We start from the raw sequence: 18814 nt of genomic DNA on the forward strand, positions 1-18814 counted from the left end.
TGATCGCCGGCTACAGCGGCGAGCCGGCCAAAGTCGGCAAAAACCTGGTGGACACCCTCGGTGCCGAAGGCAAAGAGATCGTGCAACTGCTGGCCAGCGATACCCGCAAGATCCGCGAGGAAGACGGCACGATTCGCGCCGTGTACCCGGTCAAACCGATTGCCGACGCCAAATCCTGGGGCGTGGTGATCAAACTGCCCAAACAAGTGCTGCTGGCAGACTCGCTCAAACTCCAGGCGGTGCTCGACAAGGCCCAGGCCAGTGGCACCGTCAAGGCGTTGCTGGTAGGCGCAGCCGCCGGGCTGCTGGGCCTGTTGCTGATCTGGCTGACCGCCACCGGCGTGACCCGGCCGATCAACAGCGTGGCCGCCATGCTCAAGGAAATCGCCAGCGGCGACGGCGACCTCACCCAGCGCCTGGCCTACGGTAAAAAAGATGAACTGGGGGAACTGGTGAACTGGTTCAACCGCTTCCTCGACAAGCTGCAGCCGACCATCGCGCAGATCAAGCAAAGCATCACCGAAGCCCGTGGCACCGCCGACCAGTCCTCGGCAATCGCGCGCCAGACCAGCGAAGGCATGCAGGTGCAGTTCCGCGAGATCGACCAGGTGGCCACCGCCTCGAATGAAATGAGCGCCACCGCCCACGACGTGGCCAACAGCGCCTCCAACGCCGCCAGCGCGGCCCGCGGCGCCGACCAGTCAGCCCGCGAAGGCATGCAGATCATTGAACGCAGCACCCGCGACATCACCACCCTGGCCGAAGAAGTCAGCAAGGCCGTGACCGAAGTCGAAGCCCTGGCAGTGAACAGCGAGCAGATCGGCTCGGTACTGGAAGTGATCCGCAGCATTGCCGAACAGACCAACCTGCTGGCCCTGAACGCTGCGATTGAAGCGGCGCGAGCCGGGGAAAGCGGGCGCGGTTTTGCGGTGGTGGCCGACGAGGTGCGCAACCTGGCCAAGCGTACCCAGGACTCGGTGGAGGAGATTCGCCTGGTGATCGAGCGCATCCAGACCGGCACCCGTGGAGTGGTAGCGACCATGCATTCGAGCCAGACCCAGGCGCAGAACAACGCCGGGCAGATTCATCAGGCGGTGCAGGCCCTGGGCAAGATCAGCGATGCGGTAACGGTGATCAGCGACATGAACCTGCAAATCGCCAGCGCCGCCGAGCAGCAAAGTGCGGTGGCCGAGGAGGTCAACCGCAACGTCTCGGCAATCCGCACAGTGACCGAAACCCTGACTGGCCAGGCCACCGAATCGGCGGCCATCAGCAGCCAGCTCAATGCCCTGGCCAGCCAGCAGATGAAGCTGATGGATCAGTTTCGGGTTTGACCCGGGCTTGAAGCCAGTAAGCACCCAATGTGGGAGCGGGCTTGCCCGCGAATGCGGTGGATCAGTCGGTACATGTATTGACTGACACACCGCATTCGCGAGCAAGCCCGCTCCCACACCAGCCCGTCCACATTTAGAGTCGCGGTGCCTTATTGACCCGTCCAGGCCGCCACAAACGGCGCCAGGTCTTCTTTCGGGGCCGTACGCGGCGGGTTTTGTGGGGTGCCCAGGTAGAGGAAGCCAATCACTTCCTCATCCGCCTTCAGCCCGAGGCCTTTGGCGACATGGGCCGAGTACGACAACTCACCGGTGCGCCACACCGCGCCGATCCCCTGGGCGTACGCCGCCAGCAGAATCCCGTGAGCCGCACAGGCCGCCGCCAGCAGCTGCTCGGATTTTGGCACTTTGAAATGTTCTTGCAGGCGGGCAATCACCACCACCACCAACGGCGCCCGCAGCGGGCCGTTCTGCGCCTTGTCGATCACGGCCTGGGGCGCGTCGGCGTCCTGCAGGCGGGCGGCTTCGGCCAGCAGGGTGCCCATGCGCTCACGTGCCCCACCTTCCACCGTCAGGAAGCGCCAGGGGCGCAGTTGGCCGTGGTCGGGCGCGCGCATGGCAGCGGCGAACAGCAGGTCGCGCTGCTCCTGGGTCGGTGCCGGGTCCAGCAGTCGCGGCACGGAAACACGGTTGAGCAAAGCGTCGAGAGCCTGCATTGGCCACCTCCAGAGAAAAATGTGCGGTCATTCTAGCGGGAATGAATCGGATACCACCAAACGATAATTGCTCTTATTCAATCCGCCCTGCCCTGTTAGACTTTGCGGCCTTATTTTCAGCCTACGTTCAGGAAGACTGATGTCCCGTTCGCCCCTTCGCCTGTCTGCACTGTTGATGGCCTTGAGCCTGAGTGCCTGCGATGACGCCCCGCGATTCACCAAGGCCGAGCCTGGTGAAGCGCGTGCCGGTGGCGCGACCACGGTGAGGAAGACCGACCAGAACGCCTTCTCCCTGCCCTCGGCCAACCTGTCGCCCACCCGGCGCCTGGACTTCAGCGTCGGCAACAGTTTCTTTCGCAGCCCCTGGGTGATTGCCCCGTCCACCACCACTGCCCGCGACGGGCTGGGGCCGCTGTTCAATACCAATGCCTGCCAGAACTGCCATATCAAGGATGGCCGTGGGCATCCGCCATTGCCCGATGCGCCCAACGCGGTGTCGATGCTGGTACGCCTGTCGATTCCCGATGCGCCGCCCTATGCGAAGGTCATCGAGCAACTGGGTGTAGTCCCCGAACCGGTCTACGGTGGGCAATTGCAGGACATGGCCGTGCCCGGCGTCGCCCCGGAGGGCAAGGTGCGGGTCGACTACACGCCGGTCAACGTCCGCTTCAAGGACGGCACCGTGGTCGAATTGCGCAAGCCTGCCCTGCAAATCACCCAGCTCGGTTATGGGCCGATGCACCCCGACACGCGCTTCTCGGCGCGGGTTGCTCCGCCGATGATCGGCCTGGGGCTGCTCGAAGCGATCCCCGACGCCGACATCCTGCGCAACACCGACCCGAAAACCGCCGACAAGGAAGCCATTGTCGGGCGGGCGAATTGGGTCTGGGACGACGCGCAACACAAGACCGTACTCGGTCGATTTGGCTGGAAAGCCGGGCAACCGAACCTCAATCAACAAAATGTTCACGCGTTCTCTGGTGATATGGGCCTGACCACCTCCCTGAGACCGTTCGATGACTGCACCGATGCACAAGTGGCCTGCAAACAGGCGCCCAACGGCAATGGCCCGGATGGCGAGCCTGAGGTCAGCGACAACATCCTGCGCCTGGTGCTGTTCTACACCCGCAACCTGGCCGTCCCCGCCCGCCGCGACGTCAACGCACCGCAAGTGCTGGCCGGGAAAAACCTGTTCTACCAGGCCGGTTGCCAGGGCTGCCACACCCCGCAATTCACCACGGCGCCAACGGCGGCCGAACCTGAATTGGCCAATCAGGTGATTCGCCCCTACAGCGACTTGCTGCTGCACGACATGGGCGACGGCCTCGCCGACAACCGCAGCGAATTCAAGGCCAGTGGCCGCGACTGGCGCACGCCGCCGTTGTGGGGCATTGGCCTGACGCAAGCCGTCAGTGGCCACACCCAGTTCTTGCATGACGGCCGCGCCCGCAACCTGATGGAGGCCGTGCTGTGGCACGGCGGTGAAGCCCAGGCGGCGCAGCACCATGTGTTGTCGTTCAATGCCGAGCAGCGCGCCGCGTTGCTGGCATTTCTGAATTCTTTATAAGCTTTGTCCTAATTACAGAAGGGAGCTCGACATGTTCCGTCCCAAGTTGTTGTTCACCAGCCTGGCCGCCCTCGCCCTCGGTGCGTGCTCGCCCCAGGACCCGCAAGCGGTGACCTCGGCGGCCATCGCCAAGCAAGTGATCCTGCCGACCTACAGCCGCTGGGTTGAAGCCGACCGCCAACTGGCCGTCAGCGCCCTGGCCTACTGCCAGGGCAAGGAAAGCCTGGAGACCGCCCGCGCCGACTTCCTGCACGCGCAAAAGGCCTGGGCCGAGTTGCAACCGCTGCTGATCGGCCCGCTGGCCGAGGGCAACCGCTCGTGGCAGGTGCAGTTCTGGCCGGACAAGAAAAACCTGGTGGGTCGTCAAGTCGAGCAACTGGTGACCGCCCAACCACAGATCGACGCCGCCACCCTGGCCAAATCCAGCGTCGTGGTGCAGGGCCTGTCGGCCTACGAATACATCCTCTACGACGCCAAGACCGATCTGGCGGACGAGACGCAAAAAGCCCGCTACTGCCCGTTGCTGGTAGCCATCGGCGAGCGCCAGAAACTGCTGGCCGAAGAGATCCTGTCGAGCTGGAACAGCACCGACGGCATGCTGGCGCAGATGACCAAGTTTCCTAACCAGCGCTACGCCGATTCCCACGAAGCCATCGCCGACCTGCTGCGGGTTCAAGTGACTGCGCTGGACACCCTGAAGAAAAAACTCGGCACCCCGATGGGCCGCCAGACCAAGGGCATCCCGCAACCGTTCCAGGCCGATGCGTGGCGCAGCCAGTCGTCCCTGCAAAGCCTGGAAGCCAGCCTGGCTGCCGCCCAGACCGTCTGGGTCGGCGTCGACAACAAAGGCCTGCGCGGCCTGTTGCCTGCCGATCAAAAGCCCCTGGCTGACAAGATCGACGCCGCGTATGCCGCCTCCCTGAAACTCTTCGCCAGCAACCAGCGTACGCTGAATGAAATGCTGGCCGACGATGCCGGGCGCCAGCAACTCAACGATATCTACGACAGCCTCAACGTCGTCCACCGCCTGCACGAAGGCGAGCTGGCCAAGGCGCTGGGCATCCAACTGGGCTTTAACGCCAACGACGGTGACTGATGATGCTCAGGCGACAGGCTTTGGCCCTCGGCAGCGTGCTGCTCAGTGCGATCACTTTGGGCGGCTGGACGCTGTTCAAGCAGAAGGGCAAAAGCCCGCTGCTGCTCTCGGCGCGGGATGACAGTGATGGCAGGCACTACGCCGTCGGCTTTCGCCTGGACGGCAAGCAGGTATTTGCCACCGAGGTCGGCCAGCGCTGCCACGACATCATCAACCACCCGACGCTGCCGATTGCGCTGTTTGTCGCCCGCCGGCCGGGCACCGAGAGTTACCTGATCGACCTGCGGGACGGGGCGCTGCTGCAAACCATCACCTCCAAGGCCAATCGCCACTTTTACGGGCATGCGGTGGTGCACAAGGATGGCGAGTGGTTGTATGCCACAGAGAACGACACGTCTGACCCGGGTCGCGGGTTGCTGGGTGTGTACCGGTTCGAGGGTGAGCGGCTGGTGCACACCGGGGAGATTTCAACCCATGGCATCGGGCCGCACCAGGTGTCGTGGATGCCTGATGGCGAGACGCTGGTGGTGGCTAACGGCGGGATTCGCACTGAGGCTGAGAGCCGGGTGGAGATGAACCTGAATGCCATGGAGCCGAGCCTGGTCCTGATGAAGCGCGACGGGACGCTGTTGAGCAAGGAGACCCTGGGCCAGCAGATGAACAGTGTGCGGCATATGGGGATTGCCAGCGACGGGACGATCCTCGCGGGGCAGCAGTTCATGGGTGCGTCACATGAGCGTTCGGAGTTGCTGGCGATCAAGCGGCCGGGGCAGGCGTTTATGGCGTTTCCGGTGGCGGATGAGCAGCTGCAGGCCATGGGGAATTACACGGCCAGTGTGGCGGTGCACAGCGAGTTGCGGCTGGTGGCGTTGACGGCGCCACGGGGGAATCGATTCTTTATCTGGAACATGGACAGCGCGCAGTTGCTGCTGGACGGGCCGTTGCCGGATTGTGCCGGGGTGGGTGCGGTGGCTGATGGGTTTGTGGTGACTTCCGGGCAGGGCCGTTGCCGGTTTTATGATTGCCGGCAGGTGCCGTTGGTGGGCAAGCCGCTGGAATTGCCGGCGGGGCTTTGGGATAACCATCTGCATCTGGTTTGATCGGGGGCTGATTGGGGGCATATCCGTTGCTGCGGTTATGGCCGCTATTGGTTCCGCTCTTACAGCGGCTCACTTTTGAAMAGCGCAAAAGTAAGCAAAACGCTCWTGCCCCACCACTCGGCTCCTCGCYTAGGCTCGGAGTGCCCTCACTCCGGCATTACTCCGCGGGCCGCCGCGACGGGGCGTCCCTGCCCCGTCGCGGCTAAACCGGCGTCCTGCCGGTTTACCCGCTCCGTAATACCTGCGTTCGGCCAGCGTGGTTTAACGGGGCGCCCAAGATCAAGATCAAAAGCAGATCAACAGCACAGCGGCCTACCGGCCGGCTTGAGTGTTGAAGAGCAMAATCAAAAGCTAAAGCGGGCACGGTSCACTGTAGGAGCTGGCTTGCCTGCGATGGCATCAACTGGGTGTACCTGATGCACCGAGGTGTCTGCATCGCAGGCAAGCCAGCTCCCACAGAAAAGCAGATCTGCATTCGCTCTGGCTTTTGATCTGGCTGTTAAACACTCAAGCCGGCCGGTAGGCCGCTGTGCTCTGCTTTTGATCTGCTTTTGATTTTGATCTGCGGGCCCCGTCAACCACGATGGCCGCAAGCAGGCACGGTGGAGCGGGTAAATCGGCAAGGATGCCGATTTAGCCGCGCCGGGCCATGGATGGCCCGTCGCGGCGGCCCGCGGAGCCGTGCCGGAGTGCGGGCATGCCGAGCCTAGGCGAGGCACCGAGTGGTGGGGCAAAGACCTTTTGGTTACTTTTGGGGCGTTTGCCAAAAGTGACCCGCTGTAAGAGCGGAACCATAAGCCGCCGTTACCGCAGCAACGGATATGTACTCGATCAACCAACCAACCAACCAACCCAAAACCCAAGCCCAAATAAAAGGCCTCGAACTAGCGAGGCCTTTTATTTGGGCTTCAATCTCTTCAACTCTGTGGCCTCATCCCTTGGGACATCCCAAACATGAACAACAACAACTCATGATCAGGCTTGGCCGCGACACCGACCTTGGCGATCCGCGGCATCGGGCATTGCTGCCCGACACCCTGCACCGCACTGAGGACTTGTGTCCGGGGCTGCTCCCAGGCAGCCAGGGCGAGGGCAGCTATGCCCAACGCCCCCAACAGAAACAAACCTCGTGCAATTTCTAGCTTCATTACGTTAAACCCTTGATAGCGCTGCCAAACGCCGTCTCGTAAAAGTAGCTCAGTTTTTGCCAGTCCGTAGCATTCCACGACGAATGGCGACGCAACTGCAACATGTCATGCCGGGCCGCCCGCATAGCCGTCAAGCGCTGCCGGCACTTCTCGAAATCCAGCAACGCCACCTCAACCTTCGCCGCGTCACCCTCACCCGTCACCCGCACAAAGATATGCTTGATATACAGGCAACCATGCTGCCAACGCCCCTTGTGCATCCGCGCCAACGTACCAGCCAGTTCCTTGAGCAAACGCTCATGCACCAACTCGCCATACTGCTCACGACCACCCGCGGCGTACCAGTTTTCGATCTCGTCGAAACCGTCCAGCGACGCCGTCACCAACAACGCCTTCCATTGGTGCTCAGGATCGCGACGGGCCTCGCAGAACACCAACTCCGGCACGCGTACATCCAGTAAACGCAGGCCCTTCAGGGCATCACGCTCACGCAACACAGTGGGGCGTCCAAAAGGATGGAGCCAACTGCGGTAGATATGGCCCGTCTGGCGCTTGCTATAGAGCAAACGCCCATGGGTGCCCGTTACCCGTTGCACACCACTTTCACCGCCACGACGACGATTGGGCTCTTCGACCCACTCGCCCTGCTGGCGCCAGAAATAATCAAATCGCTCCTCGGGAGCTACTTCACTACCTGGTAAACACTCGACAGCCATCCTGTTACCTCTTGCGCAATACATACACTCGCCACATGGCGTAGAGCGGTATGAAGTCCAGGGATTCCTGAACACGGAAACCGGCTTGCTCAAACTCTGCCTCAACAGTAGCAGCCGGTAACACGAACCGATTTTGGTAACCTTCCTGCTCACCTTTTTTGCGACGGCGCACTTCGGCACGCTTGCGTTTCCAGGCCTTGAAATTGCCGTCTACCCACAACGAAATAATCACGCTGTCGCGGGTAACACGCTGAAATTCGCGCAGTATTGCCAGCCTGTGCTCGGGGTCACCAATGTGGTGCATCAAGCGCATGCAGAAAATACTGTCGACCGCGTTATCTGGCAAATCGATATCAAAGGCAGACGTCTGCAAGGGGCGTACCCGTTTCACCACATCCGCCGGTTGGGCGACGGTGGCAATCTTCAACATCGACGCGGAGTTGTCGGCACCGATGATCACGCGGTTGGGCTTTTCGGCCAGCAACGGCCAGAAACGCCCGGCACCACATGGCAGGTCCAGCACCAGGCCAGGCTCACCGGCCATGGCCAGCGCACCACGGGCCAATTGCTCGTCGCGTTTGTGGGACAACCGGCGAGCCAGATTGTCCTGATGTTTGAGTAAATAATTCTGCGCGTGCTGATCGTCGTACTTTTCGGAAAATTCGAGCTTGATCGGGGTAGGCATCACCGGGTCTCCAGTTACTGATGCCTACAACCTTAAAAAGAATCCTGTGATCAACAGGTCAACACGTTGTGAAAAACTTGTCCTGTCGAATCGTATACATTACAAAACTTTGCAGACACAAGTCGTGGCATGGTGCCATCTTCGGCGAAAATCAGGAAGTCTGTCGCAGCTTAGCGGCAGGGCAGGCATCAAGCTTTGACCTGACTCAATTCGACGTGAAAGCGGCAGCCGTTGGGCTCCATGGTGCTGAGGCTGACGCTCCAACCCTGGTTCTCGCAGATGCGCTGAACCAAGGACAAACCCAGGCCAAGGCCTTCACCGCGCTTTTCACTGCCACGCACAAACGGTTCGAACATCGCTTCGCGCTTGTCCTCGGGAATGCCCACGCCAGTGTCTTCCACCACAAAACCGCTCGGTTCCAGGGTAAGGCGGATCAAGCCATGCTCGGTGTAGTGCAGGGCATTACGCAACAGGTTGCCCATGACCGCGTGCAGGAAGGTCGCGTTGTAGCGGGTATCCAGTGGATTGCCCGGTTGATAGATCAGCTCCAGGCCTTTGCGCTCGATCGGCTCACGCCAGATCCCCAGCAAGTCCTCGGCCACCTGGGCCAGGTTGGCCTGGGGCGACATGCCGGCCTCCTCGCGCTCGGCACGGGCCAGCATCAGGAAGGTCTGCACCAGTTCGCGCATTTCTTCACAGGCCCGCGCAATGCGCTCGACCTGCTTGCGGCCGCGCTGGTCAATCGCGGGGTTCTCCAGCAACAGTTCGCAGGAGCTGGCGAGCACCATCAGCGGGGTGCGCAATTCGTGGCTCACGTCACTGGTAAACAGCTGCTCCCGGGACAATGCCTGGCGCAAACGGCCCAGGGTGGCATCGAAGGCCACAGCCAATTCGCCGACTTCATCCGCGGCGTAATCCGGCGCCAGCGGTGGTGCCAGGCCAAGTAACTGGTCGCGGTGCCGCACCTGGCGGGCCAGGCGTACGACCGGCGCCATTACCTTGCGCGCCAGCACCCAGCCGAGGAATACCGCCAGCGCCAGGCTGAGTACAAACCCCACCAGCACCACGGCAAACAGCACGCGCTCGCGCTCTTCGAAATCGCTCTGGTCTTGCAGCAGGACATAACGGCGACCGTCAACGATTTCGACCATTGCGTGGTAGGAGAGTTGTTCGCGGAACACCTCGTGAAAACCGGCGTCGAGGTGGCGCAAGTCCTTGGGCAGTTCAAAATCGCCGGGGCCGCCGCTGAAGTAGAACAACTGGTCGGGCTCGGGGCGATGGCTCCAGTCCTCGACGCTGTCCATCAGCAGCAGCCGTTGCAAGTCACCGCCCAGGCCTGCCGATATGAGTTTTTCTTCCACCAGGTGCACCGTAGCGACGATACCCATGGCGAAGGCCCCCGCCACCAGCGCGCTCATCAAGGCGAAGGCGATGATGATCCGTTGGGCAAGGCTTTGCTTAAACTCCATCACGACCCTCGGCCAGGCGATAACCCACACCGTGCACCGTTTGCAGCAACGGCTTGGCGAAGGGTTTATCAATCACCTGACGCAGTTGATGGACATGGCTGCGCAGGCTGTCGCTGTCCGGGCAGTCATCGCCCCACAGGGCTTCTTCGAGAATCTCACGGCGCAATACATGCGGGCTTTTCTGCATCAGCACTGCCAGCAGCTTCAGGCCGACCGGGTTGAGCTTGAGCAGGCGCCCTTCGCGGGTGACTTCCAGGGTGTCGAGGTCGTAGTTCAGGTCACCCACCTGCAAGGCACGGCGCCCGCCGCCCTGGGCACGACGCAGCACTGCTTCGATACGTGCGGCCAGCTCCGACAGCGCAAACGGCTTGAGCAGGTAGTCATCGGCGCCGGACTTGAAGCCCTGCAGCCGGTCATCCAGCTGGTCGCGGGCGGTGAGCATGATCACCGGCGTGTCGCGGCGCGCGTCTTCACGCAGGCGTTTGCACAGGGTGTAGCCATCAATGCCAGGCAGCATGATGTCGAGCACGATCAGGTCGTAATGTTCGGTGGCAGCCAGGTGCAGGCCCGACAAACCGTCCTGCGCACAGTCTACGGTGTAGCCCTTCAGCCCCAGGTAATCGGCCAGGTTGGCCAGAATATCGCGGTTGTCTTCAACCAATAAAATTCGCATGGGCAGTGTCTCCGTACGCGGTAACGGCCGTGTTGGCTCGCGCAGCTTAAGGCCAAGTATGGCTCACGGCTAGGCCTGAAGGCCGCGCCGATTACTGTTTTCAACCGATTACGAGACTTAACGAGTTTTTCACTATAGGTTCACAACCTGACTACAGTGTCAGCGCGAAGATCGCGCCCATCGAAAATAAGGAACATTGACATGGGTTTTCCCAAAACAGCGCCAATGCGCTATTTGCTGTTGGTAACCGGTGCCTGGCTGGTGGTTTTTCTACTGACCCGCAGCGTGCTGCTGGTAACCCATCTGGATGAAGTGAGCGGTAACCTGCTGCCGGTATTCGGCGTGGGCCTGCTCTATGACCTCGGCTTCCTCGCCTATGCCGCCCTGCCCCTGGGCCTGTATTTGCTGCTGTGCCCGCCAGGCTTGTGGCGCCGTCGCGGCCATCGCTGGTTCCTGCAGGCGGTACTCACCGTCAGCCTGTTCGCCATGCTTTTCACCAGCGTGGCCGAATGGCTGTTCTGGGACGAGTTCGGCGTGCGCTTCAACTTCATTGCCGTGGATTACCTGGTCTACTCCAAGGAAGTGCTGAACAACCTGCTGGAGTCGTATCCGATCGGCAAGCTGCTGAGCCTGCTGGCCGTGATGGCGATCGTCTTGAGCGTGGTCTTGCGTAAACCGTTCAACGCGGCCATGGACGCGCCGTTGCCTGCGATGCGCAAGCGTCTGCTCAGTGCCCTTGGCCTGTTGCTGGTGGCCGGCCTGAGCCTGCAACTGATCAACCAGGACAGCCCGCGCAGCCAGGGCGGTAACGCCTACAACAACGAACTGGCCAGCAACGGCCCCTATCAGTTCTTCGCCGCCTTCCGTAACAACGAACTGGACTACACCCAGTTCTACAAGAGCCTGCCGGCGGATGTAGTCGCCAAGCAGTTGCGCGCCGAACTCAGCGAGCCCAACGCACGGTTTATCGGCACGGATCCGCTGGATATCCGTCGCGCCATTACCAACCCGGGCACGCTGCGCAAACCCAACATCGTGCTGGTGACCATCGAAAGCTTCAGTGCCAAGTACATGGGCAGCAACGGCGACCCGAATAACCTCACGCCCAACCTCGATGCGCTGCGCAAACAGAGCCTGTACTTCAATAACTTCTACGCCACCGGCACTCGCACCGACCGCGGCCTGGAAGCCATCACCCTGGCCATCCCGCCGACGCCCGGGCGTTCCATCGTCAAGCGTATCGGCCGGGAAAGCGGTTTCGGCAGCCTGGGCCAGCAGCTCAACGCCATCGGCTACGACAGCGTGTTTGTCTACGGCGGCCGGGGCTACTTCGACAACATGAACGCGTTTTTCAGCGGCAACGGTTACCGCGTGGTCGACCAGAGCAGCGTGCCCGAATCCGAAATCAGCTTTAAAAACGCCTGGGGCATGGCCGACGAAGACCTCTATAAACAGACGCTGAAACTGGCGGACGCCGACTACGCCAAGCAGCAACCATTCCTGCTGCAACTGATGACCACCTCCAACCACCGTCCATATACCTATCCGGCTGGCCGCATTGATATCAAATCCGGTGACGGTCGCGACGGCGCGGTGAAGTACACCGACCATGCCATCGGCCAGTTCCTGGAGGCGGCGCGCCAGAAACCCTGGTTCGACAACACGATCTTTATTTTCGTCGCCGACCACACGGCGGGCAGCGCCGGCAAGGAAGACCTGCCGATGGTCAATTACCAGATCCCGCTGTTCATCTACGCACCCAAGCTGGTAGACGCCGGCGAGAACGCGAAGCTGGCCAGCCAGATCGACCTCGCCCCGACCCTGCTGGGCTTGCTGAACCTGAGCTACGAGTCGACGTTCTTTGGCCGCAACCTGCTGCAAGACAACCCGCTGCCGCCACGGGTAGTGGTCGGCAATTACCAGTACCTGGGGTTGTTCGACGGCAAGGACCTGGCGATTCTCAGCCCGCGCCAAGGCTTGCGTCGGCATGACCAGGCCCTGGGCGACAGCCACGAAATCCGCGTTGGCAGCGATGACCCGTTGATCCAGCGGGCCATCACCTACTACCAGGGCGCCAGTTATGGCTACAAGCAACAGTTGCTGAGCTGGAGGGTGCCCAAGGACGAGGTTCCCCAAGTGAGTACACGCTAACCAAAATGCCCCGGCCAGGTCTGACCGGGGCTTTTTTTAGAGTCTGAGTTCGCCATGCACGCAATCGCTGTTCGTCCGTTATCCCAACCCCTCAACTTCTGGCTGTGCCTCGGTGTGCCTGCCGTTCTGGCGGTGGCCATGTTGCTGCTGGAGCTGACGTCGCTGGACATGGACATCGCCAGGCTGTTTTACGACGCGTCCGAAGGCGGCTTCGTGGGCCGGCACAGTTTTTTTCTGGAGGACATTCTTCACGATCGCGCCAAGCAGATGGTGATCGTGTTTTCGGTGCTGGCAATCGCCGGGTTTGCCGGGGCCTTTGTCTTTGAGCGACTCAAACCCTATCGCCGGGAACTGGGCTGCCTGGTGCTGTCGCTGGCACTGGCCACCTCGTTCGTTTCACCGCTGAAGACGGTGACCGGGGTGCAATGCCCGTGGAGCGTCAAGGAGTTTGGCGGCCAGGAGACGTACAGCGAACTGCTGAGCCCCAGGCCGCCGACCGACAAGCCTGGCCGTTGCTGGCCGGGCGGACATGCGGCGACCGGGTTTGCGCTGTTTGCGTTGTTTTTTGCCCTGAGGGATCGCCGACCGCGGATGGCGCGCTCGGCGTTCCTGTTTGCGCTGGGCCTGGGCACGGTGCTTTCGGTGAGCCGCACGATGCAAGGGGCGCACTTTCTTTCCCACAACGTGTGGACGGCAATTTTCAGCTGGCTGATTTGTTTGGGCGCCTATTACTTCCTGCTGTACCGGCCGGTGAAAACACCGCAGCCCGCCTTCCGCAAGCAGCCCGTGACGCCGTGATGAACAGCCCTTGCCTAGCCGGGGGCAAGGGCGCAACACTCTGCGCACTTTTTGGCAACGATCCTGCTGAGCCATGTCCGATACCCTGTTGCTGATCGAAGACGACCTGCCCCTGGCGGCACTGACGGCCGAGTTCCTGCGCGCCGAAGGCTTTAGCGTTGCAGTGGAACACCGTGGCGACCGCGCCGCCCAGCGTATCCAGGATGAACAGCCGGCACTGTTGATCCTCGATGTGATGCTGCCGGGCATCGACGGTTTTACCCTGTGCCGACAGATTCGCGACCACTACCCCGGGCTGATCCTGATGATGACGGCCCTGGACGAGAACGCCGAACAATTGGTGGGGTTTGCCGCCGGGGCCGACGACTACGTGGTCAAGCCGATCGACCCGCAACTGTTGCTGGCAAGGATCCGCTCGCTGCTGCGCCGCCATCCCCAGGCCCCCCGCAGTTACTACCAGTGGGGCGCTTTTCGGCTGGACCTGAACAACCACTTCGCCTGGCTTGGCGAGGCGCCCTTGCAGTTTTCGGTGGCCGAATTCGAGTTGCTCGCCATCTTTGCCCGCCATTGCGGCGTATTGCTGACCCGGGAAAAACTGCTCCAGCGCCTGCGCGGCCTGGAGTACGACGGGCTGAACCGGTCGATTGATATGCGGGTGTCGCGCTTGCGCAAAAAACTGATGAGCCTTGAGTGCCCCGTGACCATCCAGACCATCACGGCGCAGGGATACCTGTTCGTCGAAATCCCGACGGGGAGCCAGCATGCTGTCTAAAGTTCGCCCGTGGATGGCCATCGCGGCCGGCACCAGCTGGGCCGCCCTCACTTTTTACCTGTTGTGGTTGTGCACGAACGCTGCGGTGTTTATCGGCGACTACAGTTTCCTGCGGCTGATGGCCGGGCCGGGTTATCTGGTTGCCGAGCAACTCAAGGCCTTGCCCGCCGAACAAAGGGAGGCGCGCATCGAGTCACTGCAAGCACGCTTTCAGTACCCGGTGAGCCTGGTGAAAAAGGATGATATCGAGCTGCCGCCTGAAGCTATTGTGATGCTCGACCACCATCAGCCGGCGCAGAACAGTGATGAGGACGTCACCTACTTCCCGCTGGACGATGACACGGTGATTCAATTCGGCCCCTTGTGGGGAACCGCCGAAGTGAAGGACCTGCTGCAATATCCGGTGTACTGGGTGACCGCCTGTGTCGCCGGCCTGCCGGTACTGCTGTTTCTCTGGATTGCCCTGCGTGCCCGGCGCAAATACATCCATGACCTCGATGCCCTTAATGCCTGCATTGCTACCCTCGCCCGCTCGCCCAACACGCTGCTGCCCGCGATGAGCCAGGAGTGGGCGCCGCTGCTGCTGACCTTGCAACGGCATGCGCTGGATATCAGCTCGATGGGCGAACGCCACCGGGAGGTTTCCCAGGCGGTGTCCCACGAACTGCGCACACCCCTGGCGCGGATGCGTTTTGCCCTGGCACTGCTGAGTAAAAGCGCCGACCTCGACACCCGCACCCGCCTGCAAGAGCGCCTGCACACCGATATCGAAGAGCTGGAGTCGCTGGTTCGCGCCAGCCTCGCCTTTGCCCGGCTGGCCGATGCACCCAGCGACCTGCAGCATGAGCCAATCAATCTCCATGCCTGGCTGCAGCAGGAGTTTGCCCTGCTGGACGGGCACCATCGCTTGCTGACCCTGGACACCGACCCGGCCGACCTGGAACTGATCGGCGACCGCGCCTTGCTGCATCTGATCGTGCGCAACCTGTTAAGCAACGCCATTAACTACGCCCGCGAACGGGTGAACGTCAGCGCTGCGTGCCAGGGCCAGCACCTGGTGCTGCATGTGGATGATGACGGCCCGGGCGTACTGCCGGAAAACCGCGAAAAGATCTTCGAACCCTTCGTGCGCCTGGCCATGGGCGGCGACGAGCCCAGCGGATTTGGCCTCGGCCTGGCATTGGCCAAGCGCGCCACCCACTGGCACGGTGGTGAGCTGTCGATCACCCGCAGCCCGTTGGGCGGCGCACGCCTGACCCTGACCCTCGCACTGCGCCCGGCCTAGGCTGTTACAGCCTGTGACAGTGGAACATCCGCGCTGCCGCTAACCTCGCGACCTTGCCCTTTGGATCAGGTTGGAGAGTCAGCTCATGCGTCACCCTAGACGGCATCTGCCCACGCTGCTGTTATCACTGTGCATGGCCGCCGGTTCATGGTCAGGCGGCGTTGCGGCCCAGAATGTCCACGCGCCCTACTACCCCGGCACCATCCTGCCCAATCGCCAGCCCCAGGCGACCATGGATCAACAACTGGTCACATTCTACAAGGACTGGAAGGCGGTTTACCTGTCGGGGGAATGCGGCAGCGGCCGGTATTTCATCAAGGTCAACGCCGACCACAAACCCGTGGGTGGTGGTGCCGCGCCCAACACCATCACCGTGTCCGAGGCCCATGGCTACGGCATGCTGCTCACTGTAATGATGGCCGACTACGATGACGAGGCCCAACGGACTTTCGACGGCATGGTGCGCTACTTCCAGGATCACCCGGCAGCGTCCGATCCCGGCCTGATGGCCTGGAACCAGACCGAGGGATGCGGCGACTCCACCGACCCTTTCCGTGGTGACGTCAGTGCCACCGATGGCGACCTGGACATCGCCTACGCCCTGCTGCTGGCCGATCAGAAATGGGGCAGCGAGGGCACCATTGACTATCGCAGCGAGGCCAACACGGTGATGGCGGCGATCATGAAACACGAGGTGCACCCCAGGACTCAGCACCTGATGCTCGGCGACTGGGCCGGTACCGACGGTGACGCAGAGCTTGAGTACACCACCCGCAGCTCGGACTTCATGCAGTCGCACCTCTACAGCTTTTTCACCATGACCGGGGACAAGCGCTGGCAGGCGGTGCGCGACAAGACCTATTCGATCATCAGTGACTTTACCCAACGGTACAGCGCCAACAGCGGGCTGGTGCCGGACTTCATCAGCCACCTGGACACCTCGATCACCCCGGCGCGGCCCGATCTGGTGGAAGGCCCATACGACGGCAGCTATTCGTGGAACGCGGCCCGCTACCCGTGGCGCATCGGCCTGGATTACCTGATGTACGGTGACCCGCGTGCGCTGTACACCTTGACCACCTTCAACCGCTGGGCACGCGCCACCACCCACGATGAGCCGGGCAACTTCAACAGTGGCTACCGAATCGACGGCAGTGCGATCGAGGAAGCGCAGAATGAGCCAGCCTTTGTGGCGGCGCTCGGGGTCAGCGCAATGATCAGCCCCGACAATCAGCTGTGGCTCAATAACCTTTGGGACAACCTGCAACGCCGGTCCATCCGTGACCATGACTACTACGGCAACACCCTCAAACTGCTGGGCATGGTGGTCATGTCCGGCCATTGGGAGCGGCCCCAACCGGCGCCCCTCAAAAAAACCGCACACGTGCCTGTCCATCCGTCATCCGGCTCTGCGGCACCGGGACCCGTGGCATCTTTGCCGCCCGCCTCGCACCTGATGCTGGCTCGCGGCTTCATGTTCAAGAAACTGCTGGGGCGTCGCGGCGTCAGCTGAGGCGTGCGCGTAAAGAGAGACGCGGAGCGTCCCTGGCGGCATTCCCACGCAGAGCGTGGGAACGATCAGCATAAAAAAACCCCGCCTGCATCGCTGCAGGCGGGGTTTTTCAGTATCGGGGTAAGGCTGGCTTACATCATGCCGCCCATGCCGCCCATACCGCCCATGTCTGGCATACCGCCGCCAGCTGGAGCATCTTCTTTGATCTCGGCGATCATTGCTTCAGTGGTGATCATCAAGCTGGCAATCGACGAAGCCGCTTGCAGAGCCGAACGAGTCACTTTAGCCGGGTCCAGGATGCCCATTTCGATCATGTCGCCGTATTCGCCGGTAGCAGCGTTGTAACCGAAGTTACCCGAACCCTGCTTGACCTTGTCGACCACTACGCTTGGCTCGTCGCCGGAGTTGGCAACGATCTGGCGCAGAGGTGCTTCAACAGCACGACGCAGCAGAGCGATACCGACGTCTTGGTCAGCGTTGTCGCCTTTCAGCTCGGAGATAGCCTGCAGAGCGCGAACCAGCGCCACGCCACCGCCAGGTACCACGCCTTCTTCAACGGCTGCACGGGTAGCGTGCAGGGCGTCTTCAACGCGGGCTTTCTTCTCTTTCATTTCAACTTCGGAACCCGCGCCAACCTTGATCACTGCAACGCCGCCGGACAGCTTGGCCAGACGCTCTTGCAGTTTTTCACGGTCGTAGTCGGAAGTGGTATCAGCCACTTGAGCGCGGATCTGGGTAACACGTGCCTGGATGTCAGCTTCAACACCAGCACCGTCGATCACGGTGGTGTTTTCCTTGGTCACGGTGACGCGCTTGGCATTACCCAGGTGTTCCAGGGTAGCGCTTTCCAGGCTCAGGCCGATCTCTTCGGAGATAACGGTACCGCCAGTCAAAACAGCGATGTCCTGCAGCATTGCCTTGCGACGATCGCCGAAACCAGGTGCCTTGACAGCAACCACTTTCACGATACCGCGCATGTTGTTCACAACCAGAGTCGCCAGGGCTTCGCCTTCAACGTCTTCGGAAACGATCAGCAGTGGGCGGCCGGCCTTGGCAACAGCTTCCAGAACTGGCAGCAGTTCACGGATGTTGGAGATCTTCTTGTCAACCAGCAGGATCAGCGGGCCGTCGAGCTCGGCGGTCATGGTGTCTGGCTTGTTGACGAAGTACGGGGACAGGTAGCCACGGTCGAACTGCATGCCTTCAACAACCGACAGTTCGTTTTCCAGGCCCGAGCCTTCTTCAACGGTGATCACGCCTTCTTTACCGACTTTTTCCATGGCTTCGGCAATGATGTCGCCGATGGAGCTGTCGGAGTTGGCCGAGATAGTGCCGACCTGAGCGATTGCCTTGGTGTCAGCGCATGGCTTGGACAGGGACTTCAGCTCTTTGACAATGGCGATGGTCGCCTTGTCGATGCCGCGTTTCAGGTCCATCGGGTTCATGCCGGCAGCGACGGCTTTCAGGCCTTCGTTGACGATCGACTGAGCCAGGACGGTCGCGGTGGTGGTGCCGTCGCCTGCGTCATCGTTGGCACGGGAGGCAACGTCTTTGACCAGCTGCGCGCCCATGTTTTCGAAGCGATCTTTCAGCTCGATTTCTTTGGCGACGGAAACGCCGTCCTTGGTGATGGTCGGAGCGCCGAAGCTCTTCTCGATGATCACGTTACGGCCTTTAGGGCCCAGGGTCGCTTTTACTGCGTCAGCCAGGACGTTCACACCGGCGAGCATTTTCTTACGGGCGGAATCGCCGAATTTAACTTCTTTAGCAGCCATGATCGATATTCCTTAAATA

The 18814-nt window shown here is 61.5% G+C and carries 16 protein-coding genes; 9 read left to right on the forward strand and 7 right to left on the reverse strand.

Translation table 11 applies throughout. From position 1 onward, the window contains the following. On the forward strand, positions 1 to 1334 hold a 1334-nt coding region (locus JV201_RS29965; RefSeq protein WP_257903259.1), incomplete at its 5' end, for a methyl-accepting chemotaxis protein. A 149-nt stretch (positions 1335 to 1483) separates the two neighbouring features. Here the strand turns inward: JV201_RS29965 and JV201_RS23255 are convergent. After that, positions 1484 to 2047 (reverse strand): NAD(P)H nitroreductase, encoded by a 564-nt coding sequence (locus JV201_RS23255; RefSeq protein WP_219406089.1) that lies wholly within the window; start codon positions 2045 to 2047, stop codon positions 1484 to 1486. A gap of 139 nt (positions 2048 to 2186) precedes the next feature. Between JV201_RS23255 and JV201_RS23260 the strand changes: the two genes are divergently transcribed. The 3 genes from JV201_RS23260 to JV201_RS23270 are packed head-to-tail and all read left to right on the forward strand — an operon-like array spanning position 2187 to position 5810. Continuing rightward, complete coding sequence (locus tag JV201_RS23260; protein ID WP_219406090.1) at positions 2187 to 3614, forward strand: di-heme oxidoredictase family protein; 1428 nt, start codon at positions 2187 to 2189, stop codon at positions 3612 to 3614. Between the two features lie 31 nt (positions 3615 to 3645). Beyond that, positions 3646 to 4710, forward strand: coding sequence for an imelysin family protein (locus JV201_RS23265; RefSeq protein ID WP_102369806.1), 1065 nt, complete (start codon positions 3646 to 3648; stop codon positions 4708 to 4710). Between the two features lie 2 nt (positions 4711 to 4712). Continuing rightward, a complete protein-coding gene (locus tag JV201_RS23270; protein WP_219407218.1) occupies positions 4713 to 5810 on the forward strand; it encodes a DUF1513 domain-containing protein in 1098 nt (365 codons plus the stop codon). A 917-nt stretch (positions 5811 to 6727) separates the two neighbouring features. Here the strand turns inward: JV201_RS23270 and JV201_RS23275 are convergent. The 5 genes from JV201_RS23275 to colR all read right to left on the reverse strand — a co-directional run bounded on the left by JV201_RS23275 (position 6728) and on the right by colR (position 10501). Then, a complete protein-coding gene (locus JV201_RS23275; RefSeq protein WP_008433604.1) occupies positions 6728 to 6958 on the reverse strand; it encodes a hypothetical protein in 231 nt (76 codons plus the stop codon). Beyond that, positions 6958 to 7674 (reverse strand): lipopolysaccharide kinase InaA family protein, encoded by a 717-nt coding sequence (locus JV201_RS23280; RefSeq protein WP_134327248.1) that lies wholly within the window; start codon positions 7672 to 7674, stop codon positions 6958 to 6960. The genes JV201_RS23275 and JV201_RS23280 overlap by 1 nt, the downstream gene beginning before the upstream one ends. 4 nt (positions 7675 to 7678) lie before the next feature. Beyond that, positions 7679 to 8359 carry a class I SAM-dependent methyltransferase gene (locus JV201_RS23285; protein ID WP_003208584.1) on the reverse strand — a complete coding sequence of 227 codons (681 nt, stop codon included), beginning with the start codon at positions 8357 to 8359 and terminating at the stop codon, positions 7679 to 7681. A gap of 188 nt (positions 8360 to 8547) precedes the next feature. Further along, on the reverse strand, positions 8548 to 9828 hold the full coding sequence (locus tag JV201_RS23290; RefSeq protein ID WP_219406091.1) for a HAMP domain-containing sensor histidine kinase: 1281 nt from the start codon (positions 9826 to 9828) through the stop codon (positions 8548 to 8550). Then, entirely contained in the window at positions 9818 to 10501 is a 684-nt protein-coding gene (gene colR, locus JV201_RS23295; protein WP_003208587.1) for a two-component system response regulator ColR, read from the reverse strand. The genes JV201_RS23290 and colR overlap by 11 nt, the downstream gene beginning before the upstream one ends. 201 nt (positions 10502 to 10702) lie before the next feature. On the opposite strand from colR, the gene JV201_RS23300 reads away from it, so the two are divergent. From JV201_RS23300 to JV201_RS23320, 5 genes are all read left to right on the forward strand, one after another. Continuing rightward, on the forward strand, positions 10703 to 12652 hold the full coding sequence (locus JV201_RS23300) for an LTA synthase family protein (protein ID WP_003208588.1): 1950 nt from the start codon (positions 10703 to 10705) through the stop codon (positions 12650 to 12652). A 54-nt stretch (positions 12653 to 12706) separates the two neighbouring features. Next, on the forward strand, positions 12707 to 13450 hold the full coding sequence (locus tag JV201_RS23305; RefSeq protein WP_003208590.1) for a phosphatase PAP2 family protein: 744 nt from the start codon (positions 12707 to 12709) through the stop codon (positions 13448 to 13450). A gap of 73 nt (positions 13451 to 13523) precedes the next feature. Continuing rightward, on the forward strand, positions 13524 to 14222 hold the full coding sequence (locus JV201_RS23310) for a response regulator transcription factor (RefSeq protein WP_003208592.1): 699 nt from the start codon (positions 13524 to 13526) through the stop codon (positions 14220 to 14222). Further along, complete coding sequence (locus tag JV201_RS23315) at positions 14212 to 15507, forward strand: sensor histidine kinase KdpD (RefSeq protein WP_219406092.1); 1296 nt, start codon at positions 14212 to 14214, stop codon at positions 15505 to 15507. The genes JV201_RS23310 and JV201_RS23315 overlap by 11 nt, the downstream gene beginning before the upstream one ends. An 85-nt stretch (positions 15508 to 15592) precedes the next feature. Continuing rightward, entirely contained in the window at positions 15593 to 17020 is a 1428-nt protein-coding gene (locus JV201_RS23320) for a glycosyl hydrolase family 8 (RefSeq protein ID WP_219406093.1), read from the forward strand. Positions 17021 to 17151: 131 nt separating this feature from the next. Here the strand turns inward: JV201_RS23320 and groL are convergent, their stop codons facing one another. Further along, positions 17152 to 18795 carry a chaperonin GroEL gene (gene groL / locus JV201_RS23325; protein ID WP_003208597.1) on the reverse strand — a complete coding sequence of 548 codons (1644 nt, stop codon included), beginning with the start codon at positions 18793 to 18795 and terminating at the stop codon, positions 17152 to 17154. Positions 18796 to 18814: the final 19 nt, after the last annotated feature.

The sequence above is a fragment of the Pseudomonas sp. Colony2 genome, assembly GCF_019382755.1.
GTDB lineage: Bacteria > Pseudomonadota > Gammaproteobacteria > Pseudomonadales > Pseudomonadaceae > Aquipseudomonas.

Bases quoted from the DNA above. Each gene is read 5' to 3' on its own strand.
- JV201_RS23290 (WP_219406091.1), bottom strand. From the start codon at position 9,828: ATGGAGTTTAAGCAAAGCCTTGCCCAACGGATCATCATCGCCTTCGCC.
- JV201_RS23305 (WP_003208590.1), top strand. From the start codon at position 12,707: ATGCACGCAATCGCTGTTCGTCCGTTATCCCAACCCCTCAACTTCTGG.
- groL (WP_003208597.1), bottom strand. From the start codon at position 18,795: ATGGCTGCTAAAGAAGTTAAATTCGGCGATTCCGCCCGTAAGAAAATG.
- JV201_RS23280 (WP_134327248.1), bottom strand. From the start codon at position 7,674: ATGGCTGTCGAGTGTTTACCAGGTAGTGAAGTAGCTCCCGAGGAGCGA.
- JV201_RS23270 (WP_219407218.1), top strand. From the start codon at position 4,713: ATGCTCAGGCGACAGGCTTTGGCCCTCGGCAGCGTGCTGCTCAGTGCG.
- JV201_RS23320 (WP_219406093.1), top strand. From the start codon at position 15,593: ATGCGTCACCCTAGACGGCATCTGCCCACGCTGCTGTTATCACTGTGC.
- JV201_RS23260 (WP_219406090.1), top strand. From the start codon at position 2,187: ATGTCCCGTTCGCCCCTTCGCCTGTCTGCACTGTTGATGGCCTTGAGC.
- JV201_RS23315 (WP_219406092.1), top strand. From the start codon at position 14,212: ATGCTGTCTAAAGTTCGCCCGTGGATGGCCATCGCGGCCGGCACCAGC.
- JV201_RS23300 (WP_003208588.1), top strand. From the start codon at position 10,703: ATGGGTTTTCCCAAAACAGCGCCAATGCGCTATTTGCTGTTGGTAACC.
- JV201_RS23255 (WP_219406089.1), bottom strand. From the start codon at position 2,047: ATGCAGGCTCTCGACGCTTTGCTCAACCGTGTTTCCGTGCCGCGACTG.
- JV201_RS23275 (WP_008433604.1), bottom strand. From the start codon at position 6,958: ATGAAGCTAGAAATTGCACGAGGTTTGTTTCTGTTGGGGGCGTTGGGC.
- JV201_RS23285 (WP_003208584.1), bottom strand. From the start codon at position 8,359: ATGCCTACCCCGATCAAGCTCGAATTTTCCGAAAAGTACGACGATCAG.
- JV201_RS23265 (WP_102369806.1), top strand. From the start codon at position 3,646: ATGTTCCGTCCCAAGTTGTTGTTCACCAGCCTGGCCGCCCTCGCCCTC.
- colR (WP_003208587.1), bottom strand. From the start codon at position 10,501: ATGCGAATTTTATTGGTTGAAGACAACCGCGATATTCTGGCCAACCTG.
- JV201_RS23310 (WP_003208592.1), top strand. From the start codon at position 13,524: ATGTCCGATACCCTGTTGCTGATCGAAGACGACCTGCCCCTGGCGGCA.